General features: G+C 66.8%; 12 protein-coding genes. 8 read left to right on the top strand and 4 right to left on the bottom strand.

Features of this window, described 5'->3' with window-relative positions:
* Positions 1 to 57: 57 nt before the first annotated feature.
* The 7 genes from AC3IRM_RS08230 (at position 58) to AC3IRM_RS08200 (ending at position 13,097) form a co-directional block, all read left to right on the top strand.
* On the top strand, positions 58 to 2,430 hold the full coding sequence (locus AC3IRM_RS08230) for a methyl-accepting chemotaxis protein (RefSeq protein ID WP_489205875.1): 2,373 nt from the start codon (positions 58 to 60) through the stop codon (positions 2,428 to 2,430).
* Positions 2,431 to 2,585: 155 nt separating this feature from the next.
* On the top strand, positions 2,586 to 5,276 hold the full coding sequence (locus AC3IRM_RS08225; protein ID WP_489205704.1) for a methyl-accepting chemotaxis protein: 2,691 nt from the start codon (positions 2,586 to 2,588) through the stop codon (positions 5,274 to 5,276).
* Positions 5,277 to 5,696: 420 nt separating this feature from the next.
* Positions 5,697 to 7,820 carry a methyl-accepting chemotaxis protein gene (locus AC3IRM_RS08220; RefSeq protein ID WP_489205703.1) on the top strand — a complete coding sequence of 708 codons (2,124 nt, stop codon included), beginning with the start codon at positions 5,697 to 5,699 and terminating at the stop codon, positions 7,818 to 7,820.
* Positions 7,821 to 8,230: 410 nt separating this feature from the next.
* Entirely contained in the window at positions 8,231 to 10,480 is a 2,250-nt protein-coding gene (locus tag AC3IRM_RS08215; RefSeq protein WP_489205702.1) for a methyl-accepting chemotaxis protein, read from the top strand.
* Between the two features lie 90 nt (positions 10,481 to 10,570).
* Positions 10,571 to 11,443, top strand: coding sequence for a CheR family methyltransferase (locus AC3IRM_RS08210; protein WP_489205701.1), 873 nt, complete (start codon positions 10,571 to 10,573; stop codon positions 11,441 to 11,443).
* Positions 11,440 to 12,039 carry a chemoreceptor glutamine deamidase CheD gene (gene cheD / locus AC3IRM_RS08205; protein WP_310233669.1) on the top strand — a complete coding sequence of 200 codons (600 nt, stop codon included), beginning with the start codon at positions 11,440 to 11,442 and terminating at the stop codon, positions 12,037 to 12,039. The genes AC3IRM_RS08210 and cheD overlap by 4 nt, the downstream gene beginning before the upstream one ends.
* On the top strand, positions 12,036 to 13,097 hold the full coding sequence (locus AC3IRM_RS08200; protein ID WP_489205700.1) for a protein-glutamate methylesterase/protein-glutamine glutaminase: 1,062 nt from the start codon (positions 12,036 to 12,038) through the stop codon (positions 13,095 to 13,097). Before cheD ends, AC3IRM_RS08200 begins: the two co-directional genes overlap by 4 nt.
* Positions 13,098 to 13,293: 196 nt before the next feature.
* Here the strand turns inward: AC3IRM_RS08200 and acnB are convergent, their stop codons facing one another.
* From acnB to AC3IRM_RS08185, 3 genes are read right to left on the bottom strand one after another with little or no spacing between them, the layout of a single operon-like run.
* Positions 13,294 to 15,885, bottom strand: coding sequence for a bifunctional aconitate hydratase 2/2-methylisocitrate dehydratase (acnB, locus tag AC3IRM_RS08195; protein WP_489205699.1), 2,592 nt, complete (start codon positions 15,883 to 15,885; stop codon positions 13,294 to 13,296).
* Positions 15,886 to 15,925: 40 nt separating this feature from the next.
* The gene (locus tag AC3IRM_RS08190) at positions 15,926 to 16,327 is read right to left on the bottom strand and encodes a type II toxin-antitoxin system VapC family toxin (RefSeq protein WP_489205698.1); all 402 of its coding nucleotides are present in this window, start codon (positions 16,325 to 16,327) and stop codon (positions 15,926 to 15,928) included.
* The gene (locus tag AC3IRM_RS08185; protein WP_489205697.1) at positions 16,324 to 16,596 is read right to left on the bottom strand and encodes an AbrB/MazE/SpoVT family DNA-binding domain-containing protein; all 273 of its coding nucleotides are present in this window, start codon (positions 16,594 to 16,596) and stop codon (positions 16,324 to 16,326) included. Before AC3IRM_RS08185 ends, AC3IRM_RS08190 begins: the two co-directional genes overlap by 4 nt.
* 321 nt (positions 16,597 to 16,917) lie before the next feature.
* Between AC3IRM_RS08185 and acnA the strand changes: the two genes are divergently transcribed.
* Positions 16,918 to 19,683, top strand: coding sequence for an aconitate hydratase AcnA (acnA, locus tag AC3IRM_RS08180; protein WP_489205696.1), 2,766 nt, complete (start codon positions 16,918 to 16,920; stop codon positions 19,681 to 19,683).
* A 137-nt stretch (positions 19,684 to 19,820) separates the two neighbouring features.
* Here the strand turns inward: acnA and AC3IRM_RS08175 are convergent, their stop codons facing one another.
* Positions 19,821 to 20,858, bottom strand: coding sequence for a DUF2272 domain-containing protein (locus AC3IRM_RS08175; RefSeq protein WP_489205695.1), 1,038 nt, complete (start codon positions 20,856 to 20,858; stop codon positions 19,821 to 19,823).
* Between the last annotated feature and the right edge of the window lie 20 nt (positions 20,859 to 20,878).

Genomic DNA, 20,878 nt, shown 5'->3' with positions numbered 1-20,878 from the left:
CCGGTCCCGCGATGCGTGACCGGGCCGTCTTCCATTCTGTCAACGGGAAGTTGCCCCATGCAGTGGTTCTCGAATCTCAAGCTCGCGCCCAAGCTGATGCTGGCTTTCGGCGTCGTCCTGATCATCATGCTCATCCAGGGCATCGGCGCCTACATGGGGCTGCGTTCGATGGACCGTGTCACGTCGGAACTCGCGACCGACGTGCTGCCCAGCGTGACGCTGGTCGGCGAGACGCGCGCCCTGCTCGGCGAGTTCCGCACGGCCTCCTACCGGGGTCTTGTGCGCGCCAGCGAAGCATCCAAGCAGCAGGCGCGTGAGCGGGCGAGGGCCATCGACGCGCAGCTTGCGACGAATTTCGAGAACTACAGCCAGTTCGCCCACACCCCCGAAGAAAAGAGCAGACTCGAGGAACTCGTCGCCGCCTGGGACAAGGCGCGTGCCTCCTACGCCGCGGTCAACGAGATGCTGGATCTCGACCTGCCCGACGACGCCACCGACACGTTCATCGGCGAAACCAGCGACCTGCACAACGCGACCAGCGCCGCGCTGGCCGCACTGGCTGACGAGGCCAACCGCATTGCCGCTGAATCGAATGCGCAGGCCGAGGGCGCGTATTCCGCCTCGACGCTGATGCTTGCGATTCTTCTGCTGGCAGGCATCGGTGGCGGCGTGCTCGTCGCCTGGCTGATGGCGCGCAACCTGACCGGCTCGGTTCGCAAGGCGGCAGACGTGGCGCAGGACGTGGCCAGTGGCAAGCTCGACAGCCACATCGACACCAGCCGCGCAGACGAGATCGGCGATCTTCTCAAGTCGATGCAGCGCATGCAGCGCGATCTGCGCGAGCGCATCGAGCGTGACCAGGCGATCGCCAGCGAGAACCTGCGCATCCGCACCGCGCTCGACAGCTCCGGTACCAGCGTGATGATCGCCGACCCGTCGCGCACGATCATCTATGCCAACGCCGCCGTCAGCGACCTGCTGCGCCAGTACGACACCGATGTCCGGAACACCCTCCCCGAGTTCGACATCGACGCATTGCTGGGCAGTTCCATCGATACCTACCAACCCAACCCCGAGCGGACCGCGGAGGTTCTGTCCCAGCTGGAAGGCGTGCACCAGGACGCACTCACGATGGGCGGCGCGCATTTCGGCCAGACCATGGCCCGCGTCGACGACGCTGCCGGCAATCTGCTCGGCTACGTCATCGAATGGCGCGATCGCACGCCGCAGGTCCACGTGGAAGTGGAGCTGGCAAGGGTGATCGACGCGGCCGCAGCAGGGGATCTGACCCACCGCATCGGTCTGGACGGCAAGACAGGCTTCTATCTCCAGCTCGCCAGCCAGCTCAACAGCCTGCTCGACGCCAACGCCGCAAGCCTCGACCAGGTGTCGAACGTGCTGACCGCGCTGGCCAGCGGTGACCTCACGGTACGCATGGACGGCGACTTCCATGGTGTGTTCGCCAAGATGCGCGACGACGCCAATGCCACCGTCGCCCAGCTGACCGGCATCGTGTCGCGAATCCAGCAGGCCTCGGGCGCCATCGGCACCGCGTCCTCGGAGATCGCCTCCGGCAACAACGACCTGTCGCAGCGCACCGAGCAGCAGGCCGCGAACCTCGAAGAGACCGCAGCCTCGATGGAGGAACTCACCTCCACCGTGCGCCAGAACGCCGATCACGCCCGTCAAGCCAATCAGCTGGCCATCGGCGCAGCCTCGGTGGCTTCGCAGGGTGGCGATGTGGTGGGACAAGTGGTCACCACGATGGCCGACATCGAAAAGTCCTCGCGCAAGATCGGCGACATCATTTCGGTCATCGACGGCATTGCCTTCCAGACCAACATCCTCGCGCTCAATGCGGCGGTCGAAGCGGCGCGCGCCGGTGAGCAGGGCCGCGGCTTCGCGGTTGTCGCCTCCGAAGTACGCACGCTGGCCCAGCGCAGCGCGGCGGCCGCCAAGGAGATCAAGGGCCTGATCGACGATTCGACCAGCAGGGTGTCCGATGGCGCGGCGCTGGCCGGCCAGGCCGGCAAGACCATGGGCGAGATCGTGTCCTCGGTGCAGCGCGTCACCGACATCATGTCGGAGATCGCCGCGGCTTCGCAGGAACAGGCATCGGGCATCGAGCAGGTCAACCAGACCATCACCCAGATGGACGAGACCACCCAGCAGAACGCAGCGCTGGTGGAAGAAGCCTCGGCCGCGGCACGCTCGATGGAAGAGCAGGCCGCAGGCCTGGCACAGACGATCTCGATTTTCCGCCTCGATCCGACGCAGGTCGCCGTCCAAGCTGCAATGTCCGTGCAGACGGTCGCACGCGCCGCCGCACCGGCGGCACCGGCCGCACGTCGCAAGCCCGCCCCGGCGGCACGTTCCGCCCCCATGAAGCAGGCCCCGAGCGTGAGCGAAACCAACTGGGCCGAGTTCTGACGTTCGCCAATCGAACCCACCCGCTCCACCACGCCGCCCCGGTCATCGATCGGGGCGGCGTCGTTTCTGGCGACCGTCCGTCGGCGGCGACTCAAGCGAAGCTTTCACGTGTCGATAACCACCGTGAACAAAAGTCACAGCTTGGAGTGATCCGAATGCAACGCGCCCTGCAACACGCCACGATCGGCACCCGACTCTCGCTTGCCGCGGGCTTTGCTGCGGGACTCTGCCTGCTGCTGCTGGCCATCATCGTCTATCGCGATTCCGCTGCCGTATACGAAGAGCAGGCCCGGGTCTCGCTTGCCGATGCTGCGGATACCATCGGCGAAAGCGTCGCGCTCTACGAGCGCACCCTGGTCGACAACACCCAGCGTCTGGGCAGCGCATTCGCCGCCTTGCTGCCCGCGGGCAGCCCGGCGCTCGACGCCGCCAGCACCGTCGTCGTAGGCGAGCGCGAGACGCCGACGCTGATGCTCGGCGATCAGGTCGCCAATCTCGATTTCGCCAGTGTCGACCGCTTCACCGAAAACACCGGCGCCGTGGCGACCATCTTTGCGCGCGATGCCGATGCGCTGGTCCGGGTGACCACCTCGCTGACCAACGACGCCGGCAACCGCGTGATCGGCACCGCGCTCGATGCTGCGCATCCGGCCTACGCACGCCTGTTTGCGGGCGAGTCGTATACCGGCCGTGCGCGCCTGTTCGGTCGCGACTACATGACCCACTACCGTCCGCTGCTCGATGCCGAGGGCGCTCTGGTCGGCAGTCTGTTCATTGGCCTGGACTACACCGAAGGCCTGGCCGCATTGACGACGCGTCTGCGCGAGACCCGCATCGGCGGCGACGGCTACATCGTCGTGGTCGACCGCAGCGGTGATGCGCCGGTGCTGGTGTCCCATCCCGCGGGAATCGATGGTGATCCCCTCGTCCTGGCCGACGCCGGCGAGCAGGCCACCCTGACGGCCATGCTCGCCGATCCAGCGATCAATGGTGATCTGCGGATGTCGCTGTCTCCGGATGGTTCGGCATCGCCGGCGAGCGCCGACCTGCATGCGGTCGCATTCGAGCCCTGGAACTGGGTCCTGGTGGCGGTCAAGCCGCGTCAGCATGCCGAAGCTGTGCTGGGCGCGATGCGCTGGAAAGTCGCGGGCGTGTCGCTGTTCGCGCTCTTCGTCCTCGTGACGGCCATCGTGGTCGCCAGCCGCCGGCTGGTCTCGCGACCGCTGGCCCGGGCGATCGCGATCGCTGACCGTGTCGCCGCCGGCGATCTGGACACCACGATCACCACCGTCGGGCACGACGAGACCGCAAAACTGCTGCAGGCACTGGCACGGATGCAGGACGGCCTGCGCCAGCGCGCCGAGGCCGACCTGGTGGTCGCCCGCGAGAACCTGCGTATCCGCACCGCGCTCGACAGCGTGACCACCCACGTGATGATCGCCGACACCGCGCGCGACATCGTCTACGTCAACCGTCCGCTGCAGCTGATGCTCGCCGAGGCGCAGGAAGATCTGCGCCGCGATCTGCCTGCGTTCGACGCTGCCGCGCTGGTGGGCAGCAACATCGACGGCTTCCACCGCGCGCCCGAGCATCAGGCGGCGATGCTGGCGAAGTTGCGCGATACCCACCGCGCGCAGATCCGCGTCGGCGGCCGCACGATGCAGCTGATCATCAATCCGGTGCTCGCCGCCGACGGTCGTCAGGAAGGCTTCGTTGTTGAATGGGCGGACCGCACCGCCGAAGTCCGGGTCGAAGCCGAGGTCTCGCGGATCGTCGCCGCAGCGGCGGCCGGCGACATGTCGGGCCGCGTCCGTACCGACGACAAGCAGGGTTTCCTGCTGCAGCTTGCGCAGCAGCTCAATGGCCTGCTCGACGCCAATGCCACCAGTCTCGACCAGGTGTCGAGCGTGCTGACGGCCCTGGCCGGCGGCGACCTCACTGCCCGAATGGACGGCGACTTCCAGGGTGTGTTCGCGCAGATGCGTGATGATGCCAACGCCACCATGCGCCAGCTGGCCGGCATCGTCGCGCAGATCCAGGACGCCTCGGGCGCGATCGGCACCGCATCCTCCGAAATTGCAGCCGGCAACAACGACCTGTCGCAACGCACCGAGCAGCAGGCCGCAAATCTTGAAGAGACTGCGGCCTCGATGGAGGAACTGACCTCCACGGTGCGCCAGAACGCCGACCACGCCCGCCAGGCCAACCAGCTCGCGATCGGCGCGGCTTCTGTTGCATCCCAGGGCGGCGAAGTGGTGAGCCAGGTGGTCACCACGATGGCCGACATCGAAAAGTCCTCGCGCAAGATCGGGGACATCATTTCGGTCATCGACGGCATTGCCTTCCAGACCAACATCCTCGCGCTCAATGCCGCGGTCGAAGCGGCGCGCGCCGGCGAACAGGGTCGCGGCTTCGCGGTCGTGGCGTCCGAAGTCCGCACGCTGGCCCAGCGCAGCGCCGCAGCGGCCAAGGAGATCAAGGGCCTGATCGACGATTCGACCAGCAGGGTTGCCGATGGTGCGGCGCTGGCCGGCCAGGCCGGCAAGACCATGGGCGAGATCGTCTCTTCGGTGCAGCGCGTCACCGACATCATGTCGGAGATCGCCGCGGCTTCGCAGGAACAGGCGTCGGGCATCGAGCAGGTCAACCAGACCATCACCCAGATGGACGAGACCACCCAGCAGAACGCCGCGCTGGTGGAAGAAGCTTCCGCCGCAGCGCGCTCGATGGAAGAGCAGGCCGCGGCACTGTCGCAGACCGTCTCCGTGTTCCGGCTCCAGAGCGACAGCGAAACGCTTGCGCCTGCGCGCAGACGCGAGACGACGCAGGACCTCATGAACGCCTGAGCATCCGGATCGCCATCGACGCGGAATCATCCCGTCGATGGCACGCGTCTGCAGCACGCAGACGCGGCGTAGCCAGACGCACGCTGCCCGAGGGGCAGCCTTCCCCGTCCGCCATCATCCGAGGCCGCGGATCTCCGCCGCTCCCCGCACGTTCGAAACAGAGGCTCGCGCCAGCCTGTCGCTGTATCACGCCGCACAGCGTGGGCATCGGCAGCGGCTCCAGATCACGGCGCAGGCGCAAAGCATGCACCGCGTTCTTGCTACGCATCTCGACGACGTTTGGATGCAGCAAGCCGATCAAATGATGCGTTGCATTTTTGAGTGCTCAGAATCGGATTTCGGCGCCGTTACACCAATCCGACCGGAGCGCCCGACGGTCCTGGATAGCGCGGCACAACCGGGTCCAACGACGAGACCATCATGCACATCGGCAATTATCGAATCGGACAGCGCCTCGCTGCCGGATTCTCCTTACTCATCCTGATGATGCTCGTGCTGAGCGCGATGAGCATCCAGCGCGTCCACCGCATCAGCGACAGTCTGCACACGATCAACGACATCAACAGTGTCAAGCAACGGCATGCGATCAACTTCCGCGGTAGCGTCCACGATCGCGCGATCGCCCTGCGCGATGTCGTACTGGCCGAAGGTCCCGAGGCCATCGGCGCGGCGGAAGCGCGGATCGACGCGCTGGCGGCGTTCTACGCCGAGTCCTCCGCGCCGCTGGACACCCTCGTGGGCCAGTCCACGGATCCGCGTGAAGCGCAGATCCTCACCAGCATCCAGGCGATCGAGGCGGAAGCATTGCCTCTCACCGCGCGGGTCCGCGCACTGCGCGAGGCCGGCGACGCGGAAGCGGCCCAACAGGTGTTGATGCGCGAGGCCGCGCCTGCCTACGTCACCTGGCTGACCCGCATCAATGCGTTCATCGATCTGCAGGAAGGCAAGAACCAGCAGGAGGCCGCGACCGTGGTCCATGCCACCGACGGCTTCGCGATTTTCCTGCTCACGCTGACCTTGCTCGCGATGGTAGCCGCCGGCGTGATCGCGTTCGTGCTGACCCGCAGCATCACGGTGCCACTGCGGCGCATGCGGGACGTGGCTGAACGGGTCAGCCGTGGCGATCTCGACGGTGCCAGCGGCACCGTTCGCAAGGACGAAGTAGGTCAGGTGCTCGCGGCAATGGCGCGAATGCAGGCGCAGCTGCGTGCGGTGATCGCCGCGCAACGCGACATGGCCCGTGAGCACGCAGCCGGCACGATCAGCTACCGCATGGACGCGGCGTCCCTGCCCGGCGACTACGGCGTGATGGTCGCAGGCACCAACGATCTCGTCGCCGCGCACATCGAGGTGAAGATGCGCGTGATCGAACTGGCCGGTCGATACGCGGTGGGCGACCTGTCGTGGGACATGGAGCGCCTGCCCGGCGAGAAGGCCGTGATCACCGAAACCATGGACGCGGTGAAGAACAATCTCGTTGCGATCAATGGCGAAATCCGCCGTCTCGTCGACGCGGCTGCGCGCGGCAACTTCAGCGAGCGCGGCGAGGCAGCGCGATTCCAGTATGAGTTCCGCCACATGGTCGACGGCTTGAACCGGCTGATGCAGACAGCCGATGGCAACCTGGCCGCTGTATCGACCGTCCTGCAGGCCATCGCGCGCGGCGACCTCACCGCACGCATGGACGGTGACTTCCAGGGCGTGTTCGCGATGATGCGCGACGACGCCAATGCCACCGTCGCCCAGCTGACCGGCATCGTGTCGCGAATCCAGCAGGCATCGGGTGCCATCGGCGCCGCGTCTTCGGAAATCGCGTTCGGCAACAACGATCTGTCGCAGCGCACCGAGCGACAGGCCGCGAACCTCGAAGAGACCGCAGCCTCGATGGAGGAACTCACCTCCACCGTGCGTCGGAACGCCGACCACGCCCGCCAGGCCAACCAGCTCGCGATCGGCGCGGCTTCTGTTGCATCCCAGGGCGGCGAAGTAGTGAGCCAGGTCGTCACCACGATGGCCGACATCGAGCAGTCATCGCGCAAGATCGGCGACATCATTTCGGTCATCGACGGCATTGCGTTCCAGACCAACATCCTCGCGCTCAATGCGGCGGTGGAAGCGGCGCGCGCCGGCGAGCAGGGCCGCGGCTTCGCGGTCGTCGCCTCTGAAGTGCGCACGCTGGCCCAGCGCAGCGCTGCAGCGGCCAAGGAGATCAAGGGCCTGATCGACGATTCGACCAGCAAGGTCTCCGACGGTGCGGCGCTGGCCGGCCAGGCCGGCAAGACCATGGGCGAGATCGTGTCCTCGGTGCAGCGCGTCACCGACATCATGTCCGAGATCGCCGCAGCCTCGCAGGAACAGGCGTCAGGGATCGAGCAGGTCAACCAGACCATCACCCAGATGGACGAGACCACCCAGCAGAACGCGGCGCTGGTGGAAGAAGCCTCGGCTGCGGCGCGCTCGATGGAGGAGCAGGCCGCGGCACTGACCCAGACCGTCTCGGTGTTCCGTCTTGCACGGGCACCGGCCACCCCGGCCCTGGTGTAGACAGATTGATGTCGATCGCGTGCCCGGCGCGGCACGCGTGGGTCGCGGGCGCCCACAGCGCCAGCCAGGCACGTGTGCGCTGAAGCAGAACGCAGAGGGCGCCAGGCTTCCGAACGGCGCCCCGCGCGCATGGCGAGCGCCGGGCCGTCGCGCTGTGTGGGGAACCGGGCCCACGCCGCCGCGCCACCGGCTGCGCGCATCTGATGGCATAACGGCGGAAGCCGGCTGATCGCGCACGCCGCCTCCCGGATTTCACGTCGTCCGTTCCAGTTTCGACACTGCGCGTCGTCGACGTGACGGGAGCCGCTCAACTCGAGTGTGAATGTGCCGTTATTTGTGGTGTGCCAGCGCATCGAGCATGCCGTGCTCGTCTGGTCGCTTCGTACCGCTCATTCCACTCGGACTCCGTCATGAATGCATTTCTGCAGCGCTACAACATAGGTCGCCGTTTGGGAGCGGCATTTGGAATTCTGATCGTGCTGTCCGCGGCGCTGGTCGCCGCTGGTCTCATCGCGATGTCGAGCGCGCGCGCCGAGCTGGACTCCATCGTCCAGGTCAATGTCGAGAAGACGCGCCTGAGCAACGCGATGCTCGATGCGAACTCGGACATCTTCATCGCGCTCAGCTCGTTCGTCATCGTGAGCAGCGAAGAGCTCAACGAACAGGCGCTGTCGACGATCCGGGACGGTCGCCAGCGCTACCAGGCCGCGCGCGAGGCGCTGGAGAAGTTTCCAGCCAACGCGACGGCGCGCAAGCTTCGCGAGACAATCGATGCCCATCGTGAGACGGCAAGATCCCTCAACGACCAGGTCGTCGCACTTGCGACAGACAACCGGAACGACGAAGCGCAGGTACTGCTCACGGAAAGTGCGCGCCCTGCCATGCACGCCTGGCAGCGCGCGATACAGGAAAACGTGACCCTGCAGTCCCAGCAGACCGAAGAGTCGTACGCACAGGCCACCCAGTCGATGAGCCGCGGCCGCTCGATGCTGCTGGTGGTGGGCGCCCTGGTCGTGATCATCGGCGTGCTGCTGGCCTTCGCCATCACGCGCAGCCTCACACTGCCGCTGGGCCGGGCCACACGCACGGCCGAAGCGATCGCGAGCGGGCATCTCGACAACGACGTGGACACCAGCGCAAAGGACGAGAGTGGACGCCTGCTGACAGCGATGCGCGGCATGCAGGCCCAGTTGCGCAGTCTGCTCGCGGCGCAGGCCGAGATGGCCCGCCGCCACGACGAAGGCCAGATCAGCTATCGCATGGACGAGGCTGCATTCCCCGGCGACTACGGGCGCATGGTCAACGGCACCAATGCCGTCGTGGCCTCGCATATCGAGCTGAAGCTGCGCATCGTGGACATGGTGTCGCGCTATGCCATCGGCGATCTGTCCCAGGACATGGAAGCCCTGCCCGGCGAGAAGGCCGTCATCACCCAGTCGATGGACACGGTGAAGCGCAACCTGTCGTCGATCAATGCCGAGATCAAGCATCTGGCCGGTGCCGCGGCGCGCGGTGACTTCTCCCAGCGCGGCGACGTGGCGCAGTACCAGTACGACTTCCGCGCAATGGTCGAGGGCCTGAATCAGCTGATGGCGACCACCGACACCAACCTCGACAAGGTCTCCGACGTGCTGCAGGCCATCGCCAAGGGTGACCTGACCGCGCGCATGGACGGCGACTTCCTGGGCGTGTTCGCCAAGATGCGCGATGACGCGAACACCACCGTTGCACAGCTACGGGAGATCGTCGCGCAGATCCAGGGCGCGGCAGGTGCGATCGGCACCGCATCTTCGGAGATCGCCTCCGGCAACAACGACCTGTCGCAGCGCACCGAGCAGCAGGCCGCGAATCTCGAAGAGACCGCAGCCTCGATGGAGGAACTCACCTCCACCGTGCGCCAGAACGCCGACCACGCCCGCCAGGCCAACCAGCTCGCCATCGGCGCAGCCTCGGTCGCCTCGCAGGGTGGCGAGGTCGTCAGCCAGGTGGTCACCACGATGGCCGACATCGAGAAATCATCGCGCAAGATCGGCGACATCATTTCGGTCATCGACGGCATTGCGTTCCAGACCAACATCCTCGCGCTCAATGCGGCGGTGGAAGCGGCGCGCGCCGGTGAACAGGGGCGCGGCTTCGCGGTCGTCGCCTCCGAAGTGCGCACGCTGGCCCAGCGCAGCGCCGCAGCGGCCAAGGAGATCAAGGGCCTGATCGACGATTCGACCAGCAAGGTCTCCGACGGTGCGGCGCTGGCCGGCCAGGCCGGCAAGACCATGGGCGAGATCGTGTCCTCGGTGCAGCGCGTCACCGACATCATGTCGGAGATCGCCGCGGCTTCGCAGGAACAGGCGTCGGGCATCGAGCAGGTCAACCAGACCATCACCCAGATGGACGAAACCACCCAGCAGAACGCGGCGCTGGTGGAGGAAGCCTCGGCTGCAGCGCGCTCGATGGAAGAGCAGGCTTCGGCACTGACCCAGACCGTCTCGGTGTTCCGCATCGACGCCAGCCGGGACCCGATGCGGGCGTCGCCGCCGCGCCAAGCCGCGGCTTCGGCGAAGCCGCCGGCTACCGCAGCAGTGCCGGCACGGCAGGCACCGGCGCGCGCCATCACAGCGAAGCCGGCACTGGCCGTGGCCGAAGCCGACTGGGCCGAGTTCTGAACCCTAACGCGTCAACGCGCACCCGGACGGTCAATATCCGGCCGTCCGGGTCGATAACCCTGCTGATCCTTCGTTCGAGACCCAGGTGACATGGCTGCCAATCTTCTGCCCCACTCGCCTGTCGGCAATCGCGATTTCGTGTTTTCGGAGCGTGATTTCCGCCGTGTCTGCCAGCTGATCCACGACCGCGCCGGCATCGCCCTGGTCGACAGCAAACGCGACATGGTCTACGGCCGTCTGTCGCGGCGCCTGCGCGCGCTCGGCCTGACCGAGTTCGGCACCTATCTCGACCAGCTCGAGCGCAGCGTCGACGGCGAGGAGTGGCAGGCATTCACCAACGCGCTGACCACCAACCTCACGGCGTTCTTCCGTGAGCCGCATCATTTCGAACATCTCCACGCACAACTGACCGCGTCCGGCGCATCGCCGCGCACACCGCTGGCACTGTGGTCGTGCGCAGCCTCCACGGGCGAGGAGCCCTACTCCATCGCCATCACCGCCTGCGAGGCCTTCGGCACGATGACGCCGCCGGTGCGCATCCTGGCCACCGACATCGACACCCAGGTCCTGGCGACCGCGCAGCGCGGCGTCTATCCGATCGAGCGCGTCGCCGGTCTGGACGCCGAACGGCGTCGCCGGTTCTTCCAGCGCGGCACCGGTCCCAACGAAGGGCATTGCCGGGTGCATCCTGCCCTGCAGGCGCTCATCGATTACCGCCCGCTCAACCTGCTGGCGCCGCGTTACGACATCAAAGGCCCGTTCGCGGCGGTGTTCTGCCGCAACGTGATGATCTATTTCGACAAGCCCACCCAGCGCGGCATCCTGTCGCGCCTGGTGACCCACATGGATGCCGACAGCCTGCTGTACACCGGTCACTCGGAAAACTACCTGCACGCGTCCGACCTGATCCGGCCCTGCGGCCGCACCCTGTACCGCCGTAACTTCGGAACGGAGGCGGCATGAGTCGGGCTGCGCTGCACGCGGACGATGTGCTGCGATACCGGGACCCGCAATTCAAGGTGCCGGCGGCCAAGCTGCTGCCCACGCAATACCTCGTGGTCGACGACGGCACCGCGCTGGTGACCGTACTGGGCTCCTGCATCGCCGCTTGCGTCCGTGATCCGCTGCTGCAGCTCGGCGGCATGAACCACTTCATGCTACCCGACGGCAACGTCGGTGACGGTGCCCCTGCACGCTATGGCAGCTACGCCATGGAGCTGCTGATCAACGAACTGCTCAAGCGCGGCGCCAGCCGCCGCCGGCTGGAGGCCAAGGTGTTCGGCGGCGCGAACGTGCTCAAGGGCTTCACCTCGAATCCGGTCGGCACGCGCAATGCCGAGTTCGTGCTCGCCTATCTCCAGGCCGAACAGATTCCCGTGGTGGCCGAGGACCTGCGCGGTATCCATCCGCGCAAGGTCTGGTTCTTCCCCGACACCGGCAAGGTGATGGTCAACAAGCTGCCGCATGCCCACGAGGCCGAGGTGGTCGCCGCCGAAACCGCCGTGCGCGCGCGCCTGTCGAAGACCCCGGTCAGTGGTGGCGTGGAGTTGTTCGAATGAGCCGTTGCCGGGTCCTTGTGGTCGACGATTCCGCCGTCGTCCGCCAGCTGCTCACCGAGATCCTGAGCCAGGATCCGGACATCGAGGTCGTCGGCAGCGCCGCCGACCCGTTGCTCGCACGCGAGAAGATCAAGCGACTCAATCCCGACGTGCTGACGCTGGACGTCGAAATGCCGCGCATGGATGGGCTGGCGTTCCTCGAACACCTGATGCGCCTGCGGCCGATGCCCGTCGTGATGGTGTCCTCGCTGACCGAGCGCGGTGCAGACATCACCCTGCAGGCGCTGGCGCTGGGCGCTGTGGATTTCGTCACCAAACCCAAGCTCGACCTCGCCAACGGCCTGACCGAGTACGCCGAAGAGATCACCACCAAGGTCAAGGCCGCGGCGCGTGCGCGCGTGCGCCCGGCCGCAAGCGCGGCGGCATCCCAGACCGTACGCGCCGAGGCCCCACGCATCGTGGCTCCGGTGGCCACGCGCTACCGCACCACCGACAGGTTAATCGCGATCGGCGCATCCGCCGGCGGCACTGAAGCGATCCGCGTCGTGCTGGAACAGATGCCCGCCGATGCACCGGCGATCGTACTGACCCAGCACATTCCCGCGAGTTTCAGCCGTCCGTTCACCGAGCGGCTGAACAAGCACTCGGCGATGCTGGTCCGCGAAGCGCGCGACGACGAGATGATCCTGCCCGGTCACGCCTACCTGCCACCCGGCGACCACCATCTGCGGGTCGTCCGGGATGGCGCCCGCTGGCGCTGCAAGCTGGACCCGGGCCCGCCGGTGAACCGTCATCGGCCTGCGGTCGACGTGCTGTTCCGCTCGGTCGCGCAGAACGCGGGTAGCAACGCAGTTGCCGCGATCCTGACCGGCATGGGTGACGACGGTGCGCGGGGTCTGCTGGAACTGCGTCAGGCCGGCGCTGCCACGCTGGTGCAGGACGAAGCCAGCAGCGTTGTCTGGGGTATGCCGGGCGCCGCGGCGCGCCTGGGCGCGGCCCAGGAGATCCTGCCACTCGACGCCATCGCAGCCCGCCTGCTGGCGCTCGCCCGCGAATAACGTGCCGGGGCTTCGGGGATGCGCGCAGGTGCAACCTGTTCGCGCCTCCGTCAGGAACGACCGAGCGACCACGGCGCTGGAGTGATCCTTCCGCCCCGGCTTAAACGTCGGTACCAAGGCCCAGAACGCGCCTTCCGCCAGCGCTAAAAAAAACCCGGCACCAGGCCGGGTTTTTCATCTCCGCGAACCGCTGCCGTCAGGCGGCGGTCTTCTCACCCGCGTCCACGTACTCCGGAATCTGATCGAAGTTCATGTAGCGGTAGATCTCATTCGCCGACGCATCGAGCACGCCGACGTCGGCCATGTACTCGGCCTTGGTCGGAATCCGGCCCAGACGCGAGCAGATCGCGGCGAGTTCCGCCGACCCCAGATACACGTTCGAGTTGCGGCCCAGACGGTTCGGGAAGTTGCGCGTCGAGGTCGAGAACACCGTCGCGCCCTCGCGCACCTGCGCCTGGTTGCCCATGCACAGCGAGCAGCCCGGCATTTCCATGCGCGCGCCGGCCGCGCCGAAGGTGCCGTAATGGCCTTCCTTGGTCAGCTCGGCGGCGTCCATCTTGGTCGGCGGCGCGACCCACAGCTTGGTCGGAATGTCGCGCTTGCCTTCGAGCAACTTGGACGCGGCGCGGAAGTGGCCGATGTTGGTCATGCACGACCCGATGAAGACCTCGTCGATGACCGCGCCGGAGACGTCCGACAGCGTCTTGACGTCATCCGGGTCGTTCGGGCACGCGACGATCGGCTCGTGCACGTCGGCCAGGTCGATCTCGATGACCGCGGCGTACTCGGCATCGGCGTCGCCCTTGAGCAGCTGTGGATCGGCGAGCCAGGCTTCCATCTTCTCGATGCGGCGCTGGATCGAACGGGCGTCCGCGTAGCCTTCGCTGATCATCCACTTCAGCATCACGATGTTCGACGTGATGTATTCGATGATCGGCGCCTTGTCGAGGTGCACCGTACAACCGGCCGCGGAGCGCTCGGCCGAGGCATCGGACAGTTCGAACGCCTGCTCGACCTTCAGATCCGGCAGGCCTTCGATCTCGAGAATGCGACCGGAGAAGATGTTCTTTTTGCCCTGCTTGGCGACGGTCAGCAGACCGGCCTTGATCGCGTACAGCGGAATCGCGTTGACCAGATCGCGCAGGGTCACGCCGGGCTGCATCTTGCCCTTGAAGCGGACCAGCACCGATTCGGGCATGTCGAGCGGCATGACGCCAGTCGCCGCCGCGAACGCGACCAGACCCGAGCCCGCCGGGAACGAAATGCCGATCGGGAAGCGCGTGTGCGAGTCGCCGCCGGTGCCGACGGTGTCGGGCAGCAGCATGCGGTTGAGCCAGCTGTGGATGATGCCGTCGCCGGGACGCAGCGAGATGCCGCCGCGCGTGGAGATGAATTCCGGCAGCGTGTGATGCGTCTTGACGTCGACCGGCTTGGGATACGCCGCGGTGTGGCAGAACGACTGCATCACGAGATCGGCGCTGAACCCCAGGCACGCGAGGTCCTTGAGTTCGTCGCGGGTCATCGGGCCGGTCGTGTCCTGAGAACCCACGGACGTCATCTTCGGCTCGCAGTAGGTACCCGGACGCACGCCCTGGCCTTCCGGCAGACCGATCGCACGGCCGACCATCTTCTGCGCCAGCGAGAAGCCCTTGCCGGTATTGACCGGCTGCTGCGGCAGGCGGAACAGTTCCAGCGTCGGCAGGCCCAGCGACTCGCGCGCCTTGGCGGTCAGGCCGCGACCGACGATCAGCGGAATGCGGCCACCGGCGCGCACTTCGTCGAACAGCACTTCGGACTTGACCTGGAATTCGGCGATCACAGTGCCGTCCTTCAGCGCCTTGCCGTCGTAGGGACGCAGTTCGATCACATCGCCCTGCTCCATCTGCGACACGTCGAGTTCGATCGGCAGCGCGCCGGCGTCTTCCATCGTGTTGTAGAAGATCGGCGCGATCTTCGAACCCAGGCACACGCCACCGAAGCGCTTGTTCGGAATGAACGGAATGTCCTCGCCGGTCCACCACAGCACGCTGTTGGTGGCCGACTTGCGGCTCGAACCCGTGCCGACCACGTCACCGACGTAGGCGACCAGGTGGCCCTTGTCCTTGAGATCGCGGATGGCCTGGATCGGACCGCGCTTGCCGTCTTCTTCGGGTTCGAACGCTGCACCGTCACGCTTGTTCTTCAGCATCGCCAGCGCATGCATCGGAATGTCGGGACGCGTGGTCGCGTCCGGCGCCGGCGACAGGTCGTCGGTGTTGGTCTCACCCGGCACCTTGAACACCGTCAGCGTCATCGACGCCGGCACTTCCGGCTTGCTGGTGAACCACTCGGCGTCGGCCCAGCTCTGGATCACGGCCTTGGCGTGGGCGTTGCCGGCCTTGGACTTCTCCTCGACGTCGTGGAACGCGTCGAACACCAGCAGGGTGTGCTTGAGGGCTTCGGCGGCAATCGCGCCGACGTCCGCGTCGTCGAGCAGATCGACCAGCGGCTGCACGTTGTAGCCGCCGAGCATCGTGCCCAGCAGCTCGGTGGCGCGCGCGCGGGTGATCAGCGCGTTCGACTCGGTACCGAACGCGATCGCGGCGAGGTACGAGGCCTTGACCTTGGCGGCGTCGTCGACACCCGCCGGCACGCGATGGGTCAGCAGGTCGAGCAGGAAGGCCTCTTCACCGGCCGGCGGGTTCTTCAGCAGCTCGATGACCTCGGCGGTCTGCTGCGCATCGAGCGGCAGCGGCGGGATTCCCAGCGCGGCGCGCTCGGCAACGTGGTGGCGATAAGCTTCCAACATGCGACAACTCCAGATTCGTGCGGTACCGGGATAACCGGTCTCAGGCCGACGGTACGATCAGCTTGAGACCCTTGAAATACGTGCGGAAGAACGCGTCGTCCCGCGTGATCAGGCCGTTGCACTGCAGCAGCGCATGTGCCCCGACCAGGAAATCGCGCGACGGCCGGCCGGCGATGTCGCCGCGCTGCCAGGACCGGCGCTGCATCTCGCCGGCGCGCAATGCCGACTTGGCTTCGATCGCCGAAAAGCGCACGCCCATGTCCTCGAGCACCGCCATCGTCTCTGCGCCGTCGTGCAGCGCGCCACAGATCTCGGCCAATGCCACATCGCAGACGACGACCGGGCCCACGCTCAGGTACTGGCGCAGGCAGGCCTCGGCGGCATCGGCCTGCGGGCCATCGGCCAGCAGGTCGATCAGCACGGGCGCGTCGACGGCGATCACCGGTCAGCGTCTCCATCCGCCGCGACGTCAGTCTCGACATCCGCAGCCGGCTGGCCACGCACCGCGCGCATGGCCGCGTCGGTGTCGTCGAAGCCTTCCAGCCTGAAACGACCACGGGCCCGCGAGACGGCGTCGTCGACGCTCTTGCGCAACACGATGCGGCTGCCTTCCAGCTCGACCTTGAGGATCGTGCCCTTGCTCAGGCCCAGCGCATCGCGCACGGCCTTGGGCAGGGTGATCTGGCCGCGTTCGGCGACGGTCGCTTCCATGGCGGGCTCCGATTCGGTATGCGCAGATTATACATACCTGACTGCGCATACCCAAGTCCGCACGGGAGTTCCGGACGCCGCGACAGCGCGGTTTGGAGTGCGCGCGGCTGCCCGGCGGCATCGGAGGCCGTAGCGTTCCCGCAGCGCGACCCGGCCCTGCACGACCACAAATCCGCCACGTCGATCGGCCTACACTGCAACGATCGACATGCAGGCTGCCCGTTGCCACACGGCGTCAGGCACCTGCAGTGTCGACCCCGTCCCCGCACGCTGTGAGCCACGTCGCTCACCGCCAGCACCCCGCGACAGGAGCCTCCTCGCATGACCGATTCCTTCTCCACCCACGCCGAACTCGAAGTCGGCGGGCGCCGCCTGAAGTACGCCAGCCTCCCGGCGCTGGGCAAGCAGTTCGACATCGCCCGCCTGCCCTACTCGATGAAGATCCTGCTCGAGAACCTGTTGCGCCACGAGGACGGCGAAACCGTCGCCGCGCACCACATCGAGGCCGTGGCGAAGTGGGATCCGAAGGCCGAACCGGACATCGAGATCGCCTTCATGCCCGCGCGCGTGGTGCTGCAGGATTTCACCGGCGTGCCCTGCGTCGTCGATCTCGCCGCGATGCGCGACGCGGTGGTCCGCTTGGGCGGTCGTCCGGAACAGATCAATCCGCTGATCCCGTCGGAACTGGTGATCGACCATTCGGTGCAGGTCGACGTGTTCGGCCGCCCGGATGCGCTGGATCTCAACGGCAAGATCGAATTCCAGCGCAACAAGGAACGCTACGGCTTCCTGCGCTGGGGCCAGAAGGCCTTCGACAACTTCAAGGTGGTGCCGCCCAACACCGGCATCGTCCACCAGGTGAATCTCGAGCATCTCGCCCGCGTGGTGATGACCGCCGAGCGTGAGGACGGCTCGACCTGGGCGTACCCGGACACGGTGTTCGGCACCGACTCGCACACCACGATGATCAACGGCATCGGCGTGCTCGGCTGGGGCGTGGGCGGTATCGAGGCCGAGGCCGCGATGCTGGGCCAGCCCTCTTCGATGCTGATTCCGCAGGTCGTCGGCTTCAAGCTCAAGGGCCGTATGCCGGAAGGCGCGACCGCGACCGACCTTGTGCTCACGGTCACCGAGACGCTGCGCAAACACGGCGTGGTCGGCAAGTTCGTCGAGTTCTTCGGCGAGGGCCTGCAGCACCTGCCGCTGGCCGACCGCGCGACGATCGGCAACATGGCGCCCGAGTACGGCGCGACCTGCGGCATCTTCCCGATCGACCAGGAATCGCTGAATTACCTGCGCCTGTCGGGCCGTAGCGAAGAGCAGATCGCGCTGGTCGAGGCGTACGCGAAGGCGCAGCAGCTGTGGCACGAACCCGGCGCGCCCGAAGCCGAGTACAGCAGCGTGCTGGAACTCGACATGGGCGACGTGCGTCCGTCGCTGGCCGGCCCGAAGCGTCCTCAGGATCGCGTGCTGCTGGAAAACGTGCAGCAGAACTTCCGCGACAACGTCGGCCCACTGATCGCCAAGCGCAGCAAGGCCAGCAGCGAAGACCCGCAGGTCGACCGCTTCGAGAAGGAAGGCGGCGGCCAGCCGCAGGCCGAGCGCCTCGCCGCGCGTCCGGTGTCGCGCATCACGCTCGATGATGGCGAGCACGAACTGACCGACGGTTCGGTGGTCATCGCCGCGATCACGTCGTGTACCAACACCTCCAACCCGGCGGTGATGCTCGGCGCCGGCCTGCTCGCGCGCAACGCGGCGGCCAAGGGCCTCAAGGCCGCGCCGTGGGTCAAGACCTCGCTCGGACCGGGCTCGCTGGTGGTCACCGATTACCTCGAGAAGGCCGGCGTGCTCGACGACCTCGAGAAGCTCGGCTTCTACGTCGTCGGCTACGGCTGCACGACCTGCATCGGCAACTCCGGCCCGCTGCCGGACGCGGTGTCGAAGGGCATCGCCGAGAACGATCTGGCGGTCTCGGCGGTGCTTTCGGGCAACCGCAACTTCGAGGGCCGGATCCACGGCGAAGTGAAGATGAACTATCTCGCCTCGCCACCGCTGGTCGTCGCCTACGCGATCGCCGGCACGGTGGATATCGACCTGACCCACGATCCACTGGGCAAGGATGCGGACGGCAACCCGGTCTATCTGCGCGACATCTGGCCGAGCAACCAGGAGATCGGCGACTTCATCGCCAAGACGATCGGGCCGGAAATGTTCGCCAAGAACTACGCCGACGTGTTCAAGGGCGACACGCGCTGGAACACGATCGAATCGCCCGACGGCGATCTCTACGCATGGGACGAGGCCTCGACCTACATCAAGAATCCGCCCTACTTCGACGGCATGACGATGGACGTCGGCAGCATCGACGACATCCACGGCGCGCGGATCATGGGCCTGTTCGGCGACTCGATCACGACCGACCACATCTCGCCGGCCGGCAACATCAAGGGCGACTCACCCGCGGGCCGCTTCCTGCAGGACCGCGGCGTGCAGCCGACCGACTTCAACAGCTACGGCTCGCGCCGCGGCAACGACGACGTCATGGTGCGCGGCACCTTCGCCAACATCCGCATCAAGAACCTGTTCTTCGGCGGCGAGGAAGGCGGCAATACGCTGTACTTCGGCGACGGAGAACCGGAGAAGCTGTCGATCTATGACGCCGCGCAGAAGTACAAGGCCGCCGGCGTGCCGCTGGTGGTGTTCGCCGGCAAGGAATACGGCACCGGTTCGTCGCGCGACTGGGCGGCCAAGGGCACCAACCTGCTCGGCATCAAGGCTGTGATCGCCGAAAGCTTCGAGCGCATCCACCGCTCCAACCTCGTCGGCATGGGCGTGCTGCCCTGCAGCTTCCGCAACGGCGAGAACGCGCAGAGCCTTGGTCTGGACGGCTCCGAGACGGTCGAGCTGACCGGTCTCGAGAACGGCAAGTCGAAGACCGCGCAGATCGTCGCCACGCGCACGGATGGGACCGAAATCCGCTTCGAGGTCGATGTGCTGCTGCTGACGCCGAAGGAAGTGGAGTACTTCCGTCATGGTGGTCTGCTGCATTACGTTTTGAGGCAGTTGGCGGCGAAGAAGTCAGCCTGATCGGAATAGGAAAGGCCCGCAGATGCGGGCCTTTCTTTTTTTGTTGGAGGACGCTTGCGCGCGAAAAACGTCGCCGGGAAAGCCCCTTTGTGTGCGAGCGCGGCGCTCCTACAGGGCTTCATCTGGAAGCGGAAGCCTCACACCCCCGGACACCGAGGCAAGCCATCGCCCACACTGCACTCCACACAGCACGGTGCGGTCTGCGGCCGCGGCGTCGACTGACCCGGCTGCAGCACGTCCGGCCCGACCGGCATCGGCGCTGGCGCCACATACAGTCCGGGCGACGGCGACAGCGCAGCCAGCTCGTTGGCCGGCCGCAACTGCAGCATCACCGCCCAGTCCTGCCGGTTCGCATTGCAGGCCTGCGGTGCATCCGGGCTGCACGGTGTGTCATCCAAGCCGCGCTGCGCCAGTGCGGCGAACTGTCCGCCGGCGGTCAGCGGCATCAGCCGCATCGTCACGCCGTCGAGCACATTGCCGCCGACCAGTTGCGCCTGTCCGCCTTCCACGCCGACGACGATGTCGCAGTGCATGCCGAGCCCGCCGTCTTCGCTGCTGAGCAAGGTGGCGAGACCGGCGAAGCCGAATACGCGATTCGTCGCGCGCACGTAGCACAGCATGTCGCCGCGCGCCGGGCGCGACGTCATCGGATCGGCGACGCGATAGGCGTTGGTCTCCGGGCTGCGATAGGCATTGCGCACGTAGTCGACATGACTCGGCGATCCGTTGAAACCCGGCAGCGTCGCGCGTCGCGCGATCCAGGACACGAACGCCGCCGACCACGGCACATCCACCAGAAAACTGCGGCAGGCCGGCGACGGCTGCTGGCTCGTCGGCGCGAACATGCAGTCGTAGGCGCCCGGACGATGCTGGAGTTGCGACAGCTGGTCCGCGCCGCGCCAGTAGCCGGCGACGCGCCGCCAGGCCTGCTCGCCATTGGTCAGCAGCGCGGTCTCGGCCTCGCGCACGGTCGAGCCGGCGTAGCGGCCCTCGACGTCGATGAAAGGCCGATGCCACAGCAGATGTTCTTCGCACGCGGCGGCGGCGAGCCGGGTCGCCGGATCGGGGGATGCGACCTGCGCGCGCAACAAAGGACAGGGATCGGCAGCCAGCGCGGTCAGCGGCGTGGACAGCAGCAGGCAGGCGAGCAGCAACAGGTGGCGCGTCGATCGCATCAGGGGCGTCCATTCCGCGC

It is taken from the genome of Luteimonas sp. KH_071 (assembly GCF_057838005.1).
This window is presented reverse-complemented; position numbering and strand designations above follow the sequence as displayed.